The 18,403-nt window shown below is 69.1% G+C and carries 12 protein-coding genes; 8 read left to right on the forward strand and 4 right to left on the reverse strand.

Features of this window, described 5'->3' with window-relative positions; genetic code table 11:
* The first annotated feature begins 2 nt into the window (after window positions 1-2).
* The 4 genes from AC07PA_RS20015 to AC07PA_RS20030 all read left to right on the forward strand — a co-directional run bounded on the left by AC07PA_RS20015 (window position 3) and on the right by AC07PA_RS20030 (window position 5,015).
* Window positions 3-1,466 (forward strand): ABC transporter permease subunit, encoded by a 1,464-nt coding sequence (locus tag AC07PA_RS20015; protein WP_494607057.1) that lies wholly within the window; start codon window positions 3-5, stop codon window positions 1,464-1,466.
* 35 nt (window positions 1,467-1,501) lie between these two features.
* Window positions 1,502-3,679 carry a TonB-dependent receptor gene (locus AC07PA_RS20020; protein WP_494607055.1) on the forward strand — a complete coding sequence of 726 codons (2,178 nt, stop codon included), beginning with the start codon at window positions 1,502-1,504 and terminating at the stop codon, window positions 3,677-3,679.
* 102 nt (window positions 3,680-3,781) lie between these two features.
* A complete protein-coding gene (locus tag AC07PA_RS20025; RefSeq protein WP_494607053.1) occupies window positions 3,782-3,997 on the forward strand; it encodes a hypothetical protein in 216 nt (71 codons plus the stop codon).
* Window positions 3,998-4,007: 10 nt separating this feature from the next.
* A complete protein-coding gene (locus AC07PA_RS20030) occupies window positions 4,008-5,015 on the forward strand; it encodes an SDR family oxidoreductase (RefSeq protein ID WP_494607051.1) in 1,008 nt (335 codons plus the stop codon).
* A 7-nt stretch (window positions 5,016-5,022) separates the two neighbouring features.
* Here AC07PA_RS20030 and AC07PA_RS20035 read toward each other — a convergent pair whose 3' ends face one another.
* Window positions 5,023-6,003 carry a Bug family tripartite tricarboxylate transporter substrate binding protein gene (locus AC07PA_RS20035; RefSeq protein ID WP_494607049.1) on the reverse strand — a complete coding sequence of 327 codons (981 nt, stop codon included), beginning with the start codon at window positions 6,001-6,003 and terminating at the stop codon, window positions 5,023-5,025.
* 265 nt (window positions 6,004-6,268) lie between these two features.
* Here AC07PA_RS20035 and AC07PA_RS20040 point away from each other — a divergent pair, with 265 nt between their 5' ends.
* Window positions 6,269-9,310 carry a PAS domain S-box protein gene (locus AC07PA_RS20040; protein WP_494607047.1) on the forward strand — a complete coding sequence of 1,014 codons (3,042 nt, stop codon included), beginning with the start codon at window positions 6,269-6,271 and terminating at the stop codon, window positions 9,308-9,310.
* Between the two features lie 19 nt (window positions 9,311-9,329).
* Here AC07PA_RS20040 and msrA read toward each other — a convergent pair whose 3' ends face one another.
* From msrA to msrB, 3 genes are read right to left on the reverse strand one after another with little or no spacing between them, the layout of a single operon-like run.
* Window positions 9,330-10,058: a peptide-methionine (S)-S-oxide reductase MsrA gene (gene msrA / locus AC07PA_RS20045; RefSeq protein ID WP_494607045.1), complete on the reverse strand. Its 729-nt coding sequence runs from the start codon at window positions 10,056-10,058 to the stop codon at window positions 9,330-9,332.
* Between the two features lie 58 nt (window positions 10,059-10,116).
* Window positions 10,117-11,940: a cytochrome c biogenesis protein DipZ gene (locus AC07PA_RS20050; RefSeq protein WP_494607043.1), complete on the reverse strand. Its 1,824-nt coding sequence runs from the start codon at window positions 11,938-11,940 to the stop codon at window positions 10,117-10,119.
* A gap of 11 nt (window positions 11,941-11,951) precedes the next feature.
* A complete protein-coding gene (msrB, locus tag AC07PA_RS20055) occupies window positions 11,952-12,455 on the reverse strand; it encodes a peptide-methionine (R)-S-oxide reductase MsrB (protein WP_007857571.1) in 504 nt (167 codons plus the stop codon).
* A gap of 141 nt (window positions 12,456-12,596) precedes the next feature.
* Here msrB and AC07PA_RS20060 point away from each other — a divergent pair, with 141 nt between their 5' ends.
* The 3 genes from AC07PA_RS20060 to AC07PA_RS20070 all read left to right on the forward strand — a co-directional run bounded on the left by AC07PA_RS20060 (window position 12,597) and on the right by AC07PA_RS20070 (window position 18,351).
* Complete coding sequence (locus tag AC07PA_RS20060) at window positions 12,597-13,322, forward strand: response regulator transcription factor (RefSeq protein WP_035205058.1); 726 nt, start codon at window positions 12,597-12,599, stop codon at window positions 13,320-13,322.
* Window positions 13,319-14,836 (forward strand): sensor histidine kinase, encoded by a 1,518-nt coding sequence (locus tag AC07PA_RS20065; protein WP_494607042.1) that lies wholly within the window; start codon window positions 13,319-13,321, stop codon window positions 14,834-14,836. The genes AC07PA_RS20060 and AC07PA_RS20065 overlap by 4 nt, the downstream gene beginning before the upstream one ends.
* A gap of 128 nt (window positions 14,837-14,964) precedes the next feature.
* A complete protein-coding gene (locus AC07PA_RS20070; RefSeq protein ID WP_494607041.1) occupies window positions 14,965-18,351 on the forward strand; it encodes an EAL domain-containing protein in 3,387 nt (1,128 codons plus the stop codon).
* Window positions 18,352-18,403 lie beyond the last annotated feature (52 nt).

Raw genomic sequence — 18,403 nt, forward strand, 5'->3', positions numbered from 1 at the left:
TGGTGAACCCCTCTTCCCCATTCCAACGCTTTCGCCTGGTCGCCCGGCAGGAGCTGCGCCTGCTGCTGCGCGACCGCAGCCTGTGGCTGGTGGGCGGCCTGTTCCTGCTGCTCGTGGGCTATGCGCTGTTCAACGGCATGCTGCAGACGCGCCAGCGCGACCAGGCACAGGCCGCCCTGGTGGCAGCCGACAGCCAGGCACGCGCCGGCCAGCGGGCGCAACTGGGTCGCATCATGGCCGGCACCGAGCTGCCCACGCCCTTCGGCAACCCGGCCAACCCCGCCAACATGGCGGGTGGCCTGGGCGCTCACCATGCCGTGATGCCCAGCGCAGCGCTGGCCCCTGTGGCCCTGGGCCAGACCGACCTGTTTCCGGCGCAGTTCAAGGTCACGCACCAGAGCAAGGTCAACTTCCTGCACAACAACGACATCGAGAACCCCTGGCACCTGCAGAGCGGGCATTTCGACCTGGCCTTCGTCGTGGTCTACCTGTTGCCGCTCTTGATCTTCGCGCTCAGCTACAACCTGCTGTCGGGCGAGCGTGAGGATGGCACGCTGCGCCTGCTGCTGTCCCAGCCGCTGGCCCTGCCCACGCTGGTGGCGGCCAAGATCGCCGTGCGCGCGGCCGCTCTGCTCGGGGCTGCGGTGCTGGTGCCGCTGGCGGTGCTGCTCATCGCCCGGCCCCAGGCGCTCGCCGCGCCGGGCGCCACCCTGTGGTGGGCGCTGGTGGTGGGGGCCTATGCGCTGTTCTGGTTCACGGCGGTGGTGGCGGTGAATGCCTTCGGCTGGTCGTCGGCCACCAACGCCATGGTGCTGGTCATCGGCTGGGTGGTGCTGGTGCTGGTGGCGCCCGTGCTGCTCAACATCGCGGTGACCCAGGCCGGCCCGGCGCCCTCGCGCGCCGAGCTGGCAGCGCGCACCCGGGTGGTCACGGCGCAGGCCATGTCGCACAACGCGGCGCTGCTGGCCACCGACTACACGCACGTGGACCAGCCCGAGACACTGGTGCCCCGGGGCGGCCGCCTGCCCATGAGCGGCCGGGCCATGGCCAATTACCGCATAGAGCGCCAGGTGGACGAGACCCTGAAGCCCGAACTGGCACGCTTCGATGCACAGCAGGCCCGCCAGCAGGCGCTGGTGGCGCGCTTCAGCGCACTGTCGCCCGCGGCCGTGGCCTACGAGGGCATCACCGCGCTGGCCGGCACGGGGCACAGCCGCAACGCCTGGTTCCTGGCGCAGGTGGCCAGCTACCACCAGGCCTGGAAGGACTTCTTCTACCCCCGCATCGACGGCGGCCTGGCCCTCACCGAGGCCGACTTCCCGCGCATCCCCGCCTTCCACTGGCGTGAGGAGCAGGCGGGCGCCGTGCAGGCCCAGGCCGCACGCACGGTGCTGCAACTGCTGCTGCCCACGCTGGTGCTGCTGGCGCTGGCCGGCTGGCGGCTGCGCCGCTACCGCGTGGTCTGAGCCCGATCCCCATGTCAACACTTCAGGAACACACCATGACTTCATTCAAACGCAGCGCCGTCGCGCTGGCCGCGGCGGCCGCCATGCAGGGCGCGCTGGCGCAGGCTACCGAGGCCGAACTGCCGGCCGTCAACATCCAGGCCGGGCGGGACGAGGGCAGCCTGCAGCTTTCCAACAAGAGCAGCAGCGCCTCGCGCCTGGGCCTCACGCTGCGCGAAACGCCGGCCTCGGTGGAGATCCTCTCGCAGGATCTGATGCAGGAGCGCGGCGCGCGCACCCTGAGCGAGGCGCTGCGCAGCACCGCCGGCATGGCCGGTGGCGGCCCGCCTTCGGCACCCACCACCCTGTCGCTGCGCGGCTTCACCAATGTGCTCTACCTGTACGACGGGGTGCGCATGTCGGGCGCGGGTGTCACCAACCGGGTGGAGGACACCTGGAACTACGAGCGCATCGAAGTGCTCAAGGGCCCGGCCTCGGTGCTGCAGGGCGACAGCGCCATCGGCGGCATCGTCAACTTCCAGGCCAAGCGGCCCGACCGCAACAACCCGGGCCGCGAGGCCCTGCTGTCCTACGGCAGCTACGGATCGACCCGCGCCGCCGTGGGCCTGGGCGGTGCGTTGGGTGAGACCGGGGCCTACCGGCTCGACTACAGCCGCAACGATACGCGCGTGGGCACCATCGCCCGCACCAGCGACCAGCTGGAGCACCTGACCACGGGCCTGTCCTTCGACCTGGCGCGTGCCACGCGACTCGACCTGTCCTTCGACTATGCGCGCGACGAGGGCCATGCCTACTGGGGCACGCCGCTGATCCCGGCCAGCCTGGCCACCCAGCCGACCCGCGTGGTCAGCACGCCCGACGGCCGGGTGATCGACCGGCGCGTCGCGCAGAGCAACTACAACATCCTGGACGACCGCAACCAGTCCGAGGCCTACTGGCTGCGCGCGCGCATCACCAGCCGGGTGACGCCCGAATGGACGCTGCGCAACGAATTCACGGCCAACAAGGTGGAGCGGCTGTGGCGCAATTCGGAAAGCGCGGTGTTTACCGCACCTGGCTCCATCACGCGCGACCAGACCCTGATCGCCCACGACCAGCGCTACCTGGCCAACCGGCTGGACGCCTCGCAAGAAGGCCGCATCGGCGCTCTGGCCAACAAGCTGGTCGTGGGCGGCGAGGTCAGCAAGACCGATTTCGACAACACACGGCGCTTTTCCAACGGCTCGGCCAGCACCAATGCCACCTTGCGCGTGCCGCTGTTCGATCCTGCGGTGGGGACCTACAACGACGACCCGGCCCTGATGGCCGGCGGCGGCAACCGCACCAACTTCACGTCGGACGTGCACAGCAGCTCCGTTTTTGCCGAAGACGCGCTCAAGCTGACGAAAGCCTGGACCTTGGTCGGCGGCCTGCGCCACGACCGGGTGGACGTGGACCGCAGCGTGACCGACCTGAACCTGGGCACGTTCAGCGCGTTCGGCACGAAATACACGGCCAACTCGGTGCGCCTGGGCACCGTGTACGACCTGTCTTCAGAATCGTCGGTCTATGCGCAGTACACCAATGCCACCATCCCCGTGGGTTCGCTGTTCCTGCTGTCCGCCGGCAATGCGGTCTTCCCGCAGTCCAAGGGCAAGCAGTTCGAAGTGGGCTTCAAGCAGAGTACGGGCGATGTGGAATGGACGGCAGCGGCCTACCACATCGGCCTGGACAATGTGCTCTCGCGCGATGCCAACAACGCCAACCTCACGGTGAACAACGGCAGCCAATCCTCGCGCGGGGTGGAGCTTTCCGCCGCATGGCGCGCCACGAAGCAACTCACGCTGTCGGGCAATGTGGCAGCGCTCGATGCGCGCTTCGACTCGCTGGTCGAGGCGGGCGGCGTCTCGCGCGTGGGCAACACCCCGCCCAATGTGCCCGAGCGCGTGGCCAATCTGTTTGCCAGCTACCGCTTCAAGGACCTGCCGCTCAACCTGCTGCTGTCCGTCAACCACACCGGCAAGATGTACACGGACAACGCCAACCAGATCCGCATCAACGGCCATACTACGGCCGACATCGCGGCCAGCTACCGCCTCAAACCGGCGCTGCTGACCTTTCGCATCCGCAACCTGACGGACAAGCTCTATGCCAGCTACGCCGGCCGGGCCACCAGCCAGGTGCTGCTGGCGCCGCAGCGCAGCTTCGAGTTGTCGGCCAGGGTCGATTTCTGAGGTGTGCCTGTCGGCACAAGAGGACAGCTTATCGTCGGCAATGGATGACAGGCGGGCGGTGGTGGGCTGGCAAGAATGGTGCATTCCCCTAGGAGTAGCACCATGCGCATCACCCCGCTCCCCAAAGCCGAAGTCGACAAGGCCGAACGCAAGATCGACAACATCCTGGAAGACCTGGAAGAGGAGACCAACTCGGAGGTCAAGGACATCGACCTGGAGGACGTGGTCGAGACCGACCCTGCCACCGGCCAGCCCGGTGTGCACAAGACGGTGGACGTCACCGTGCAACCCAAACCACAGCGCAGATGGCTCAAGTAGGGGAGGGTGCATGAAGAAATCCGCCGCGGAGCAGACCGCCAACAAGCAAAAACGCATCCAGGCCGAGCAGGATGCCAAGGACGCAAGCCAAAAGAAGGCATCCTCCGCCAAGAAGCCTGCGCAGCCCAGGAAAAAGGCCGTGGCACCCGGCCCCGGTCGTGCCGAGCCGGGCACCCCGCTGCCCAGCCAGCCTCTCGCCAAGCCCGGCATCGAGGCGCGCATGTCGCTGCCGCCGCGCTTCGAGGCGCCGCACTACCATGGCAGCGGCAAGCTCGAAGGCCTGTCGGCGCTGATCACGGGCGGCGATTCGGGCATCGGCCGGGCCGTGGCCGTGCTGTTCGCCCGGGAGGGGGCCGATGTGGCCATCGCCTACCTCAACGAGCACGAGGACGCCCGGCGCACCTGCGAACTGGTGCAGGCCGAGGGTAGGCGCTGCATCGCCATCTCGGGCGACGTCAAAAGCGCGCGCTTTTGCGCCAGCGCGGTGAACCGCGCGGTCAAGGCCTTCGGAAAGCTCAACCTGCTGGTGAACAATGCGGCCTTCCAGGAGCATGCGAGCACGCTCGAAGACCTCACCGAAGAGCGCTTCGACGAGACCTTCAGGACCAATATCTACGGCTACTTCCACATGGCCAAGGCCGCGCTGCCGCACCTGCACCGGGGCGATGCCATCATCAACACCGGCTCCGTCACGGGCCTGCGCGGCAGCAAGGAGCTGCTCGACTACTCGGCCACCAAGGGCGCCATCCACGCCTTCACCAAGGCCCTGGCGCACAACCTGGCCGACCGGGGCATCCGCGTGAACGCCGTGGCCCCGGGCCCGGTATGGACCCCGCTCAACCCGGCCGACAAGACGCCCGAGGACATTGCCCAGTTCGGTGCCAGCACCCACATGGGGCGCCCGGCCCAGCCCGAGGAGATTTCGCCGGCCTATGTGTTCCTGGCAGCGCCTTGCTGCTCAAGCTACATCACCGGCATCGTGCTGCCGATCACCGGCAACGCAGGAGACGGAGGATAGCGGCTCCTCAGTTGCGGATGTTGGCGAACTCCACCACGCGCCTGAATTTCTGGATCTCCGCCTGCAGGAAGGGCGCGAAATCCGTGCCGTCCATCATGGTCAGGCCGGCGGCACCCAGCGCCTTGCGCAGCTCGGGCTCCTGCAGCAATTGCCGCAGGCCCTCGCGCAGGCGGTTGGTGGTGGCAGGCGGCAGCTTGCCGGGGCCGAGCAGGCCAAACCACACGCCGGCATCCACTCCCTTGAAGCGTGCGTGTTCGGCCAGCGCGGGGATCTGGGGCGCAGCCGCGGAACGCTCTGGCTCCGTGATGCCGATGGCCTTGATCTTGCCGTCCCGGATATGGGGCAGGGCGCTGGACAGCACCATCACGGCGAAGTCCACATTCCCGCCGTCCAGGTTGGCGAGCATGGCCCCGGCCCCACGCGAGGGCACGTGCGCCATGCGCACGCCCGACTGCTGGCGGATGGTCTCTCCCGCCAGGTGCAGCGGCGTGCCCATGCCCGACGAGGCGTAGCGCATGGCCTCGGGCGCCTCGGCGGTGGCGCGCAGGAATTCGTCGATGCTGGCCACCGGCGTCTTCTTGCTGGCCACCAGTACCAGGGGCTGGCTGCCGATCAGACCGATGGGCGTGGAGTCCTTGAGCGGGTTGTAGCCATCGCGTCGGCGGCTCACGAGGTGGTTGATGCCCACCTCGGCCGGCGAGCCCAGCAACAGCGTATGCCCGTCCGGCTCGGCCAGTGCCACCCGGGCCGCGGCCAGGGCGCCGCTGGTGCCGGGGATGTTTTCCACGTTCACGGGCTGGCCCAGGCGGCGCGACAGCCCAGGCGCAACAGCCCGTGCCACCAGGTCCACGCTGCCGCCTGCAGGGTAGCCCACCACCAGGGTGATGGCTTTCCAGGGGTAGTCCTGTGCGCAGGCAGCCATGCTGGACAGGGCCAGCACCTGCACTGAAACAATGGTTCGGACTTTCTGCAAAATCATCGTGTCCATGGGGGCATTCCTGTCGGTGAATTGGGTTACCCATGGTTACATCCGATGCGGCGCGAGGTGTGCCGCTTCGGCACTGGTTGGTGCCGAATTGGTTTCGTCCAGGTGCAGGTGAAGGAGCCGACACGCCGGTGGCATGGCCCGATGCCGCGCCATCCTCGCTTCACATGAGCCGAAACCCTGCGTTTTCTGGCTACGATCCCAGTCAATATCGCCATCCGCACGCCGCAGGGTGGGACAGAGCCAACACGACAAGGAGTGGGAAGCAATGGACCTGGCACTCCAGCCACGCGTGCCTGCGACCGGCAGGCGGCTGTACCTGACCGCGGCGGCGCTCGCCCTCTCGCTGGTGGCGCTGGTGGCAGGCACCGTCCTTTTCGCGCGGCAGGCGGACGAAAACCGGCTGCGTGCCACGCTCCAGGCCGATTTGTCAAACCGCCTGCGCATGCTGCAGACGGTACTGGTGTCGCTCAGCGATGCAGAAACCGGCCAGCGCGGCTACCTGCTCACGGGGCATTCGAGCTACCTGGCTCCCTACCATGCGGCCCTCACGCGCATGCCCGACCAGCTCAAGGGCCTGGAGGGCATCCCGCTCCAGGACCCCCAGGTGCCGGCCCGCGCGGCACAGGCGCGCGAAGCCATCCGCCTCAAGCTCGCCGAGCTGCAGGAGACGCTGCGCGTGCATGACGTCGGCTCGCCCGACGAAGCCCTGCGCCTGGTGCGCACCGACATGGGGGCGACCTACATGGACCAGGCGCGCGGCCACGTCCATGCCGTGCTGGACGCCATCCGCGCCGAACGCGACCGCCTGAACCTGGCCGTGGCCGAGGGCAGTGTCCAGAGCCGGCGCCTGGCCACCTGGACCGTAACCGCCCTCGTGCTGTTCGTGCTGCTCTGCGGTATCCAGATCGTGCTGCTGCTGGCCGGGCAGCGCCGCTACCAAAAAGCCCTGGCCGCGAGCGAGGCCCAGCACCGCGGCCTGATCGAGGAGCAGGCGGAACTGGTGTCGCTGGCCCGTGCGGACGGCACCCTGGTCTACCTGAACCCGGCCTACCCGCGCGTGTTCCGGCTCGGCATCGGGGAAATGCTGGGTACCAGCCTGTACAACTACGTGGCCCCGGCCGACCGCGAGATCGTGCGCGAGCGCATCGCGCGGATCATGGCAACCGACCAGGTGACCTTCGGCGAAAACCGCATGGTCACGCCGGACGGTACCGAAAAATGGTTGGCCTGGACCAACCAGGTGCGCCTGGGGGCCGACGGCGAGCGCCTGCTGCATTCCGTGGGGCGCGACATCACCGAGCGCAAGCAGGCCGAGGCGGCCCTGCAGGCGAGCGAGGATTTCCTGGCGCGCACGGGCCGGGTGGCCGGCGTGGGCGGCTGGGAGCTGGACCTGCACACGCTGGGAGTGCGCTGGTCGGACGGCATGCGCCGCATCCACGATGTCGAGCCCGACTACCAGCCCACGCTGGACTCCGTGCTGTCGTTCTATGAGCCCGAGGCCGCACGGCTGCTGCAGGAGGCCATGGCCGGCAAGGGCAACGACCAGCCGCACGCCTTCGACCTGGAGCTGGAGCTGGTCACGGCCACCGGCCGCCGCCGCTGCGTGCGTGCGGTGGGGGAGGCCGAGCATGATGCGCATGGCGAGCCGCGGCGCCTGGTGGGGGCGCTGCAGGACATCACCGAGCGCAAGGCGCTCGAGCGGCGCCTGGCCGACAGCGAACGCTTCGTGCGCGAGATCACCGACAACCTGCCCCTGCGCATCTCCTACGTGGATGCGCAGGGCTGCTACCGCTTTGTCAACCAGCGCCAGAGCGAGCGCTTTGGCCGGCCGCGCGAGGAGATCCTGGGGCGCACGCGCGCCCAGCTGCTGGGCAGCCCCGACGATCCCGCGGTGGCGCAGGCCTTCCGCGCTGCCATCCGCGGCACGGCGCAGCGCTTCGAGTTCAAGGAGGAGGCCTTCAGCCAGACCCGGACGATCGAAAGCCAGCTCATCCCCGATACCGGGACCGATGGCCGCATCAAGGGCATCTTCACCATCGGCATCGATGTCACCGAGCGCAAGGCCACGGAGCGCACGCTGCGCGACATCACCGACATCTTCGACAACACCACCGACTTTGTCATACAGACCGACTGGCGTGGGCAGCTGCAATACATGAATCCTGCCGCGCGGCGTGCCCGCGGCCTGGAGCTCGGTGCATCGGTGCAAGGAGACGATTACGAGCAGTTCAATACGGAAGAAACCCTCCGCCGCCACAGGGACGAGATCATGCCGGCCGTGCGTCGGGACGGGGTGTGGCTGGGGGAGACCACGGTGCTGGGACAGGGCGGGCGCATCGTACCGGTGGACCATATGGTGATTGCGCACCGGGACGCGCAGGGGCGCATCTCGCGCTATTCGGCGGTGATGCGCGACATCTCCGCCGAGGTGCAGGCACGCCAGCAGCTGCAGCTGCAGACCAGCATCCTGCATTCCATTGCCGAGACCATTCCGGCCGTGGTGGCGGTAGTCGGCAGCGATGGCAACTACCGCTTTGCCAACCGGGCCTTCGAGCTGTGGTGCGGGCGGCCGCGCGGCATGGTCGTGGGCCGGTCGCTGCAGGAGGTGCTGGGAGAGGATGACTACCAGCGCAGCCTGCCCTGGGTGCAGCGCGCCCTGGCCGGCGAGACCGTGAGCTTCGAGAAGGAATATGCGGGCCGGGCGCACAACCGGCACATGGCGATCTCCTTCATCCCCCTGCGGGTCGATGGGAGCGCGGTGGAGGGCTTCGTGGCCATGGCGCAGGACATCACCGAGCACCGCGAGGAAGCGCACCGCCTGCTCATGCTCAGCGAGCGCGATGCGCTGACCGGCGTGCTCAACCGGGCTGGCTTCGAGCGCTACCTGCAGCACAAGGTGCTGGAGGGTGATGCGGCCGGCCTGGCGCTGCTGTACATCGACCTGGACCGCTTCAAGCCCATCAACGACACCCACGGGCACCCGGTCGGGGACGAGGTGTTGCGCCAGTTCGCGGCGCGGCTGCAGGCCGCCGTGCGTCCCACCGACGCGGTGGCGCGGCTGGGTGGGGACGAGTTCGCCATCGTGCTCTCGGGCGTGCGCGAGAAGGCCCATGCCGATACCGTGGCCGACAAGGTCGTCGAGGCGGCCCATGCCCCCTTCTACACGGGCACGCTCCAGCTGGAGATCGGTGCCAGCGTGGGCGTTGCGCAGGGCGCTGCGGACGGCCAGGGCTGGCAGGGCCTGGTGGCCCGGGCCGATGCCATGGTCTACCGTGCAAAAGCCGAAGGGCGGGGACGGCGCGCTTGAGGCGGCACCGGCCCGGAACTCACGCCGCGCGCTTGACCAGCGCCGGCTCGGCGCGGTAGCGGCTGGCAAACAGCCGCTTGAGGTGCGCCACCTTGGGCAGGTCGTTGATCACGATGTAGGGGTGGCGCGGGTTCTCGGTCAGAAAGTCCTGGTGGTAGGCCTCGGCCGGGAAGAAGCTCGGGCCGCTCTCCACACGCGTGGCAATGGGCTTCTTGAATACCTTGAGCGCATCGAGCTGGGCGATGTAGGCGCGCGCCACCTTCTCCTGCTCAGGGCTGGCCGCGAAGATTGCCGAGCGGTACTGCGTGCCCGTGTCGGGCCCCTGGCGGTTGAGCTGGGTCGGGTCGTGCACCACCGAAAAGAAGATCTGCAGCAGCGCGCCGTAGCTCACCTGCGCGGGGTCGTAGCTGATCTCCACCGATTCGGCGTGTGCGGTGCGCCCGCTGCTCACCAGGCTGTAGGTGGCCGTGGCGGCCGAGCCGCCGCTGTACCCCGAGACGGCCTTGTGCACCCCCGTGACATGCTGGAACACGCCCTGCACGCCCCAGAAGCAGCCGCCGGCAAAGATGGCCTTTTCCAGCTTGGCGCTGCCGGCGGACAGGTCCTGCGCGGGCGGGGGGATCACCACCGCCTCTTCGGCCGAGTGGGCCAGGTTCTGGAAGAGCAAGGCGCCGCCGGCCAGCGTGGCGCCTCCGGCCAGGAGCTGCAGCAGGCTGCGCCGGCTGGGAGATGGGGAGGTGTTTGTCATGGTGGAGCGCCTTTGTCGGAAGGTGGAGGGAGTGTGATGCGGAGATACCTGGCCCTGCTCAGCCAAACGTAAAGGCGTAGGCGTCGACAGGGGCATCCAGGAACTCGATGCGGAAGGTGCGTTCGCGGATCTCTCCGCTCTGGCGTACCAGCTGGTACAGGCGCTGGTCGGTTACCGTTCCCGTGCCGTCGGCGGCCACGTCCGTGCCATGGGCTGCACCAGGGGCCTGGCCATCGACCGTGACCTTGAAGCGCACGGGCTTGCCGCCCGCACCCGGCCCCAGCACCAGATGCAGGTCGCGTGCCTGGAAGCGGTAGACGATGCCGCCGCTGCCGCCCGCCAGCGTGGCGCGCTCGGCGCCCACCGTCCACTGGCCGGCCAGGCCCCAGGCATTGAGCGCCGGGCGGGCCGGAGCGGTGTAGGTCGTGGCCCGGTCGCGCACGGCGGGCTCGGCCGAGGCGAAGTTCTCGGCCCGCTCATAGCCCAGGTAGGTTTCGTGCGAGCGCACCGCGCTGAGGTCGGCGGGCTGGTGCACGCCCTGGGCTGCCACCTGGGCCAGACCGTCCTGCACCGGGGCAGCCGCACCGGCCTCGCGCAGCAACTGCTGGATGGCGCGCTCGGACTCGGCGTAGTTGCCCTCGCCGAAGTGGTGGTAGCGCATGCGGCCCTGGGCGTCGATCAGGTAGTGCGCGGGCCAGTAGCGGTTCTGGAAGGCGCGCCAGATCGCGTAGTTGTTGTCGATGGCCACGGGGTAGGTGATACCCAGGTCGCGCACGGCCTTGGCCACGTTGGCAGCATCGCGCTCGAAGGCGAACTCGGGCGCATGCACGCCCACCACCACCAGGCCCTGGTCCTTGTACTTCTCGGCCCAGGCCTTCACATAGGGCATGGCGCGCAGGCAGTTGATGCACGAATAGGTCCAGAAATCCACCAGCACCACCTTGCCACGCAGGCCGGCCGTGGTGAGCGCCGGGGAGTTGAGCCACTGCACGGCGCCGTCGAGCGAGGGCACCTCGCCCTGGTCGGGCAATGACCCGGAACCACTGCCGTTGGCCGCCATCATGGACGGGCCGGTCCCATTGGCGGCGGCCACCATGGCGCCGCTGCCCTGCATCATCATCGACGGGCCGCCGCTCATGGCCATGGCGCCACCCTGGGGTTCACCACCCAGCCGGTTCACCAGGGCCTGCTCGATGCCCCCGGTGGATGCCGTCGACAGCCGGGCCAGCACACCCGTGTCCAGCCCCAGCGCAATCGCCGCCACGCCGGCCAGCATCGCGGCGCCCAGCCCGCGGCGCACCCACTCGCCCACGCCCAGCGAGCGCTTGAGCGCAGCGAACACCCGGCCACCGAGCAGCAGGGCCGCCGCCATCGACGTGGCCGCGCCGGCCGCATAGGCCAGCAGCAGCAGGCTGGTGCCCACGCTGGCGCCCTGCAGGGCCGCACCGGTGAGTATCAGGCCCAGCACCGGCCCGGCGCAGGGCGCCCACAGCAGGCCCGTGGCCACGCCCAGCAGCAGCGATGCGCCCACGCGCGGCTGGCCATCGCCCTGGGCCGTCTGCGACAAGCGGTCACCCGCGGCGACCAGGGGACGGGCCATGCGCTCGGACAAGCCCGGCCACAGCAGGGCCAGGCCGAACACCGCCAGCAGCACCAGTGCCGCCCAGCGGCCATACTGGTTGGCGGCCACCACCCAGCCGCCACCCACGGCGGCCAGCGTGGCCACGGCCGCGAAGGTCAGCGCCATGCCGGCCAGCAAGGGCAGGCCGCTGCGCGAAAAGGGCTGGCTGGCACGCGAGAAGACAAACGGCAGCACGGGCAGGATGCAGGGGCTGACGATGGTCAGCACCCCGCCCAGGTAGGCCAGGAGGATGAGCAGCATGGCTTCGGTCCTCAGGCAGCGCCGGCCGTGAAGCTGAGCGACAGGCCGTTCATGCAGTAGCGCAGGCCGGTGGGCTGGGGACCATCGTTGAAGACATGGCCCAGGTGGCCGCCGCAGCGGCGGCAGTGCGCCTCGGTGCGCGCCATGCCGAGAGTGCGGTCCGTGCGCGTGGCCACGGCGTTGTCCAGCGGCTTCCAGAAGCTGGGCCAGCCGGTGCCGCTGTCGAACTTGGTCTTCGATGAAAACAGCGGCAGGGCACAGCCGGCGCAGGCGAAGGTGCCGGCGCGGTGCTCCTGGTTGAGCGGGCTGCTGCCGGGCCGCTCGGTGTTTTCGTGGCGCAGCACGGCGTACTGCGCGGGCGTGAGCTTGGCGCGCCACTGGGCGTCGGTGAGGGTCACCTCGAAGACCTCGCTGCTGCCTGCAGCCGCCGGCGCACTGCGGTGCGAGAACAGGGCCGCCAGCGCCAGGGCGCTGGCGGATCCGGTGAACAGGAGATGGCGGCGGGTGGTGGTCATGGTGTCCTCGGTCGGTAGATGGAACGAAGCTTAGGTTCGGCCCCATCGCCAAGTCCTCACGCAAACTTCAAAAATTCGTGATAACTCGGCAGGCCCGGATTGCGCACAATGCAGGCATCCGATGGCCCGCCTGATCCCCTAATGTCCACACCCCCCTCCAAACGCGTGCTGCTGGTCGAAGACGACGCCCACATCGCCGACCTGCTGTCCATGCACCTGCGCGACGAGGGCCTGCTGGTGGTGCACTGCGCCCGGGGCGACGACGGCCTGGCGCAGCTGGAGCGCGGCGGTGACTGGGATGCGCTGGTGCTCGACCTGATGCTGCCGGGCGTGGATGGCCTGGAAATCTGCCGCCGCGCCCGCGCCATGGCGCGCTATGTGCCCATCATCATCATCAGCGCCCGGGCCAGCGAGGTGCACCGCATCCTGGGCCTGGAGATCGGTGCCGACGACTACCTGCCCAAGCCGTTCTCGGTGCTGGAACTGGTGGCCCGCGTGCGCGCCCTGCTGCGCCGGGCAGAGGCCATGGCGCAGAACGCGCGGGCCGCGGCAGGCAGCCTGTCGGTGGCCGGCCTGGCCATGGACCCGGTGGCGCGGGACGCACGGCTGGCGGGTCAGCCGCTCGACCTGACACCGCGCGAGTTCGACCTGCTGTACTTCTTCGCACGCCAGCCGGGCAAGGTGTTCTCGCGCATGGACCTGCTCAACGCCGTCTGGGGCTACCAGCACGAGGGCTACGAGCACACGGTCAACACCCACATCAACCGCCTGCGCGCCAAGATCGAGGCCGACCCGGCGCAGCCGGCACGCATCCTCACCGTCTGGGGGCGCGGCTACAAGTTCGCCGGCCCCGAGGGCGCGCCATGAGGCTCACCCTGACCCAGCGGCTGTCGCTGGTGTTCGCCGTGCTGTTGCTGGTGTGCAGCGGCACCTCGGCCTGGATGCAGGTGCGCTCCAACCGCATGCACGAGCTGGAGGTGGTGCAGGGCCTGTCGCGCGACCTGGCCGCCAGCATCGCCCGCGATGCCCAGCTCACCGATGCCGACGGCCTGATGCCCGACGCCGTGCGCAAGCTGTTCAACCAGCTCATGGTGGTCAACCCCAGCGTGGAGGTGTACCTGCTCGGGCCCGACGGGCAGATTGCCGGCCATGCAGCACCCGAGGGCCGGCTGCGCCGCGACCGGGTGGATCTGGCGCCCCTGCGCCGCATGATCGATGGCGCGCCGCTGCCCATCCTGGCCGACGACCCGCGCAGCACCGATGGGCGCAAGGTCTTCAGCGCCGCGCCGCTGCGCGTGCATGGGCGCGACGTGGGTTTCATCTACGTGGTGCTGCTCGGCGAAGCGCACGACCTGGTGGCGGCACAGGGCTCGACCAATGCGGTGCTGACCACGGCGCTGTGGTCCATCGCCATGGTCGCGCTGCTGTGCCTGGCGGCGGGCCTGGTGGCTTTCACCTTGATCACGCGGCCGTTGCGCCACCTGACCGAAACCGTGCGCCATTTCGACATGACCGGTGCACGGCCGCCCGTACCGGCCGTGGCGCCACCACCACCAACGCCAGACAGCCGCGATGAGATCGCGGTGCTCGATGGCGCCTACCGCCAGATGGTGGTACGCATCGGCGAGCAATGGCAGGTGCTGAGCCGCCAGGACCAGGAGCGCCGCGAACTGATCGCCAACGTCTCGCACGACCTGCGCACGCCGCTGTCCTCGCTGCATGGCTACCTGGAGACCCTGCTGCTCAAGGACGCGACTCTGCAGCCGGCCGAGCGCCAGCGCTACCTGGGGATTGCGCTGGACCAGAGCCGCAAGGTGGGCACGCTGGCGCAGAGCCTGTTCGAGCTGGCACGGCTCGAATACGGCTTCGTCCAGCCCGAGGCCGAGCCCTTTGCCATGGCCGACCTGGTGCAGGATGTGTTCCAGAAGTTCGAACTCGGCGCGCAGGAGCGCCAGGTGGCGCTGCAGGCCGACATCGCGCCGCAGCTGCCGCCCGTGCATGCCGACCTGGGCCTGGTCGAAAGGGTGCTGACGAACCTGCTGGACAACGCCCTGCGCCACACACCGCCAGGCGGCACCGTGACGGTGCTGCTGGCCCGGGAGGGCGATGCCCTGTCCGTGCAGGTGCAGGACACCGGGCCTGGCATTGCACCGGAACTGCGCGAGGGGCTGTTCGAGCGCCCCTTCGCCATGGGGGGCGCGCGGCGCGGCGGCGGCCTGGGGTTGCGCATTGCGCACCGCATCCTGGCACTGCATGGCAGCCGCATCACGCTGGTGGAAACAACGGCGCCCGGCGCTTCATTTCGCTTCACCTTGCCCTGGGCTGGCGAGGTGCCCGGTGGGCCCGCGCGCGCTGGAGCGAGGGCGGCACCGTCGTCTTAAGCGTTTACACCTAGGCCGGCTTGTAGGACAAGACCGCCACTTCCCGGCATGTAATTTTTTGCTACCGCCGAGGGGCGGTCGGGTGTAAGAATGGTCCATCCTGGCATAACAGGGGGGAGGGAGGCCCATTGCTTCTGCGCTCGAGCTTCGAAACGAAGGTCCTGGCTGCGTTCATCGCTGCCGCTGCAGTGGTGGCCGGCGTCACCGTGATGGGCTGGAAGCTGGCCGACGATGCCGAGGAGGCGACCGGCTGGGTGGCCCACACCCACCAGGTGCTGGGCAACGTGGCCCATATCCGTGCCAACACCCTGCAGATCGAGTTGAGCACGCAGAGCTTCCGCGTCACCGGGGACCCCGCGCACATCACCGAGCGCGACGCGGCGGCCGAGGCCCGCGAAGCCATGCTGTCGCAGCTGCGCCAGCTCACCGCCGACAACGCCTTGCAGCAGGAGCGCTGGACCCTGTTGCGCCAGATGGTGGACGAGCGGCTGGCCATCTCGCGGCGCGTGGAAATGCTGCGCAAGACCCAGGGCCAGGAGGCCGCCAACGCCTACGTGGCCACGGCCCCGCTGCAGAAGACGCGCGACCGCATCCATGAACTGCTGCGCGGCCTGGAGTTCGAAGAGGCCGCACTGCTGCGCGAGCGCACCGAAGCGCAGCTGCGCACCCGCCGCCTGCTGCTGGCAGCCAATGGCATTGCGGTGCTGGTGCTGGCAGCCCTGCTGGCGGGCGCCTATGCGCTGATCAAGAGCCAGCTGCGCGAAACCCGCCAGGCCCAGCGCGCCCTGTCGGACAGCGAGGAGAGCCTGGCCACCACCATGCAGTCGATTGGCGATGCCGTGCTGGCCACCGACACCGAAGGCCGCGTGACGCGGATGAACCCGGTGGCCGAGCAACTGACCGGCTGGACCTTCGAGATGGCGCGCGGCCTGCCCATCGACGTGGTGTTCCGCATCATCAACGAGATCACGCGCGGGCAGGCGGTGGTGCCCGTGGCCCAGGTGCTGGCCACCGGGGTGGTCCATGAGCTGGCCAACCATACGACCCTGATCGCCCGCGATGGCACGGAGTGCCCGATCGCCGACAGTGCGGCCCCCATCCGCAACAGCGCCGGCGAGGTGACGGGTGTGGTGCTGGTGTTTCGCGACGAGAGCCTGGCCCGCCAGGCCCAGCGCCTGATCGTGGACGCCAACACGCTGCTGGAGCAGCGGGTACAGGAGCGCACGGCGCAGCTGCGTGCCAGCGAAGACCACCTCTACAGCGTGATCAACAGCGTGCCGGCGGTGCTGGCTTTTGTGGATGTCGACCAGCGCTATGTGTACGTCAACGCGCAGCACAAGGCGCTGTATGCACCGGACCGCGACGAGGTTCGGGGGCACACAGTGCGCGAGATCATCGGCGAAGAGCGCTATGCCCATGCTGCGCCGATGATCGAGCGGGTGCTGCAGGGCGAGCGGCAAAGCTACGACTGGCAGCCTGTTCCCGGCATGTGGCAGGCCATCGAATGCATACCCAAGCGCGACGACAGCGGGCGCATCCAGGGTTACTACGTGCTGGGCTCCGACATCACCGTGCGCAAGCAGGCCGAGGACAAGGTGCTGGCGCTCAACGCCGAGCTGGAAGACCATGTGCAGCGCCTGGAGCACATCACCCGGGCCCTGAAGACCCTGAGCGCCGGCAACCGCACCATGCTGCGTGCCGTGGACGAGCAGGACCTGCTCTCCAGCATGTGCGAGGCCATCGTCACGGCAGGGGGCTATGCCATGGCCGTGGTGTGGTGCCGCCCGGCCGATGCGGCTGCGGGCAGCCTGCTGGTGCCTGTGGCCGAAAGCGCCCACCCGAGGGCGCAGCCCTGGCTGCGCGCGTTGAACGCCCGCTGGCAGGCGGGCGACATGGGCCAGGGCGTGCTCGGGGATGCGTTCCGTTCGGGGCTGGCCAGCGTGGGGCAGGGCGGGGAGCCGCCCGGCCTGGACGGCCCGGCCTGGCTGGCCGGCATGCCGGCCGCGGCCTCGGTACTGGCCTGCCCGCTGCGGGTGGATGGCGAGGTGATCGGCGCCCTGGCTATCTACAGCAACCGGCCGAAGATGTTCGAGCCCGACGAGATCACCTTCCTCGCCGAGTCGGCCGATGACCTGGCCTTTGGTGTGGCAACGCTGCGCCATCGCAGCGAGCAGGCCAGGGTGCAGGAGGCCATGCAGCAGATGCGCCGCTACGACACCCTCACCGGACTGCCCAACGAAGCACAGTTCACCGAGATCCTGGTGTCCGCCATCAACGCCGGCCAGCCGTTCGCGGTGCTGCAGGCCAATGTGGAGCGGCTCAGCGAGATTAACGACGCCCTGGGCTTCTGCTATGGCGACCAGATCCTCCAGGAGGTCGGTGCCCGCCTGGTCCACGCCGTGCCCGCATCGGCCACCGTGGGGCGGCTGCGCGGTGATGAATTCGCCATCCTGCTGCCGCAGTGCAATGCGCAGGCCGCGGTGGCCATGGTGCGCACCGTGGATGCCGTGCTGGCCCAGCCGTTTCCGATTGCCGACATCTCGATGGAAGTCTCGGTCACGGCCGGGGTGGCCCTGTTCCCGGCGCATGGAGAAACCCCGCACGACCTGTACCGCCACATGGACACGGCGGTGCACCAGGCCAAGAAGGCCGGGGTCGGGCATGTGGTCTTCGACCCGGCCAAGAGCCAGCACCGCAACCAGGCGCACCGCCTGCAGATGGCGGGCGAGCTGCGGCGTGCCATCGAGAACGGAGATCTGGCGCTGTACCTGCAGCCCAAGATCGACATGGTCACCGGGCAGGTGCGCGGGGCCGAGGGCCTGGTGCGCTGGCGCCATGCGGAGCGCGGCCTGCTCATGCCGGGCGACTTCATCGGACTGGCCGAGCACACGGGGCTGATCAAGCCGCTGACCGAGTGGGTGATGGAAGCCAGCCTGCGGCTCAACCATGGGTGGGCCGCCAAGGGGGTGGCCCTGCCGATTGCCGTGAACCTGTCCGCGCGCAACCTGCGCGACGAATCCCTGCTGCAGACCATACGCCAGCTGCAGGCCGCCTGGCCCCTGGCGCCCGGGCTCATGGAGCTGGAGATCACGGAAACCACCGTCATGGGCGAGCCCGAGCGCGCCCTGCGCGTGCTGCAGGCGCTGCGCGACCAGGGCATCGCGCTGTACATCGACGATTTCGGCACCGGTTACTCATCGCTGAGCTACCTGCAGCAACTGCCGGTGGAGTACATCAAGATCGACCAGTCCTTCGTCTGCGACATGTCGGTGAGCAAGGCCTCCTCGGTCATCGTGCGCTCGACCATCGACCTGGCGCACGACCTGGGCCGCAAGGTGGTGGCCGAGGGCATCGAATCCCAGGCGCACTGGGACCAGCTGGCGGCCCTGGGCTGCGACATCGGGCAGGGCTACTTTCTGGCCCGCCCCATGCCGGCCCAGGAGCTGCCGGGCTGGGTGGCGGGCTTCGTGGCGCCCGTGGCGCGTGCGCAGCCCGAGAACATGTTCGTGATTTGAACCTTTCACGCTGTAGCCCGCGTCCTACAGCATGTTGCGGCGCACAAGAAGC

The organism is Acidovorax sp. GW821-FHT09B03 (genome assembly GCF_059418305.1).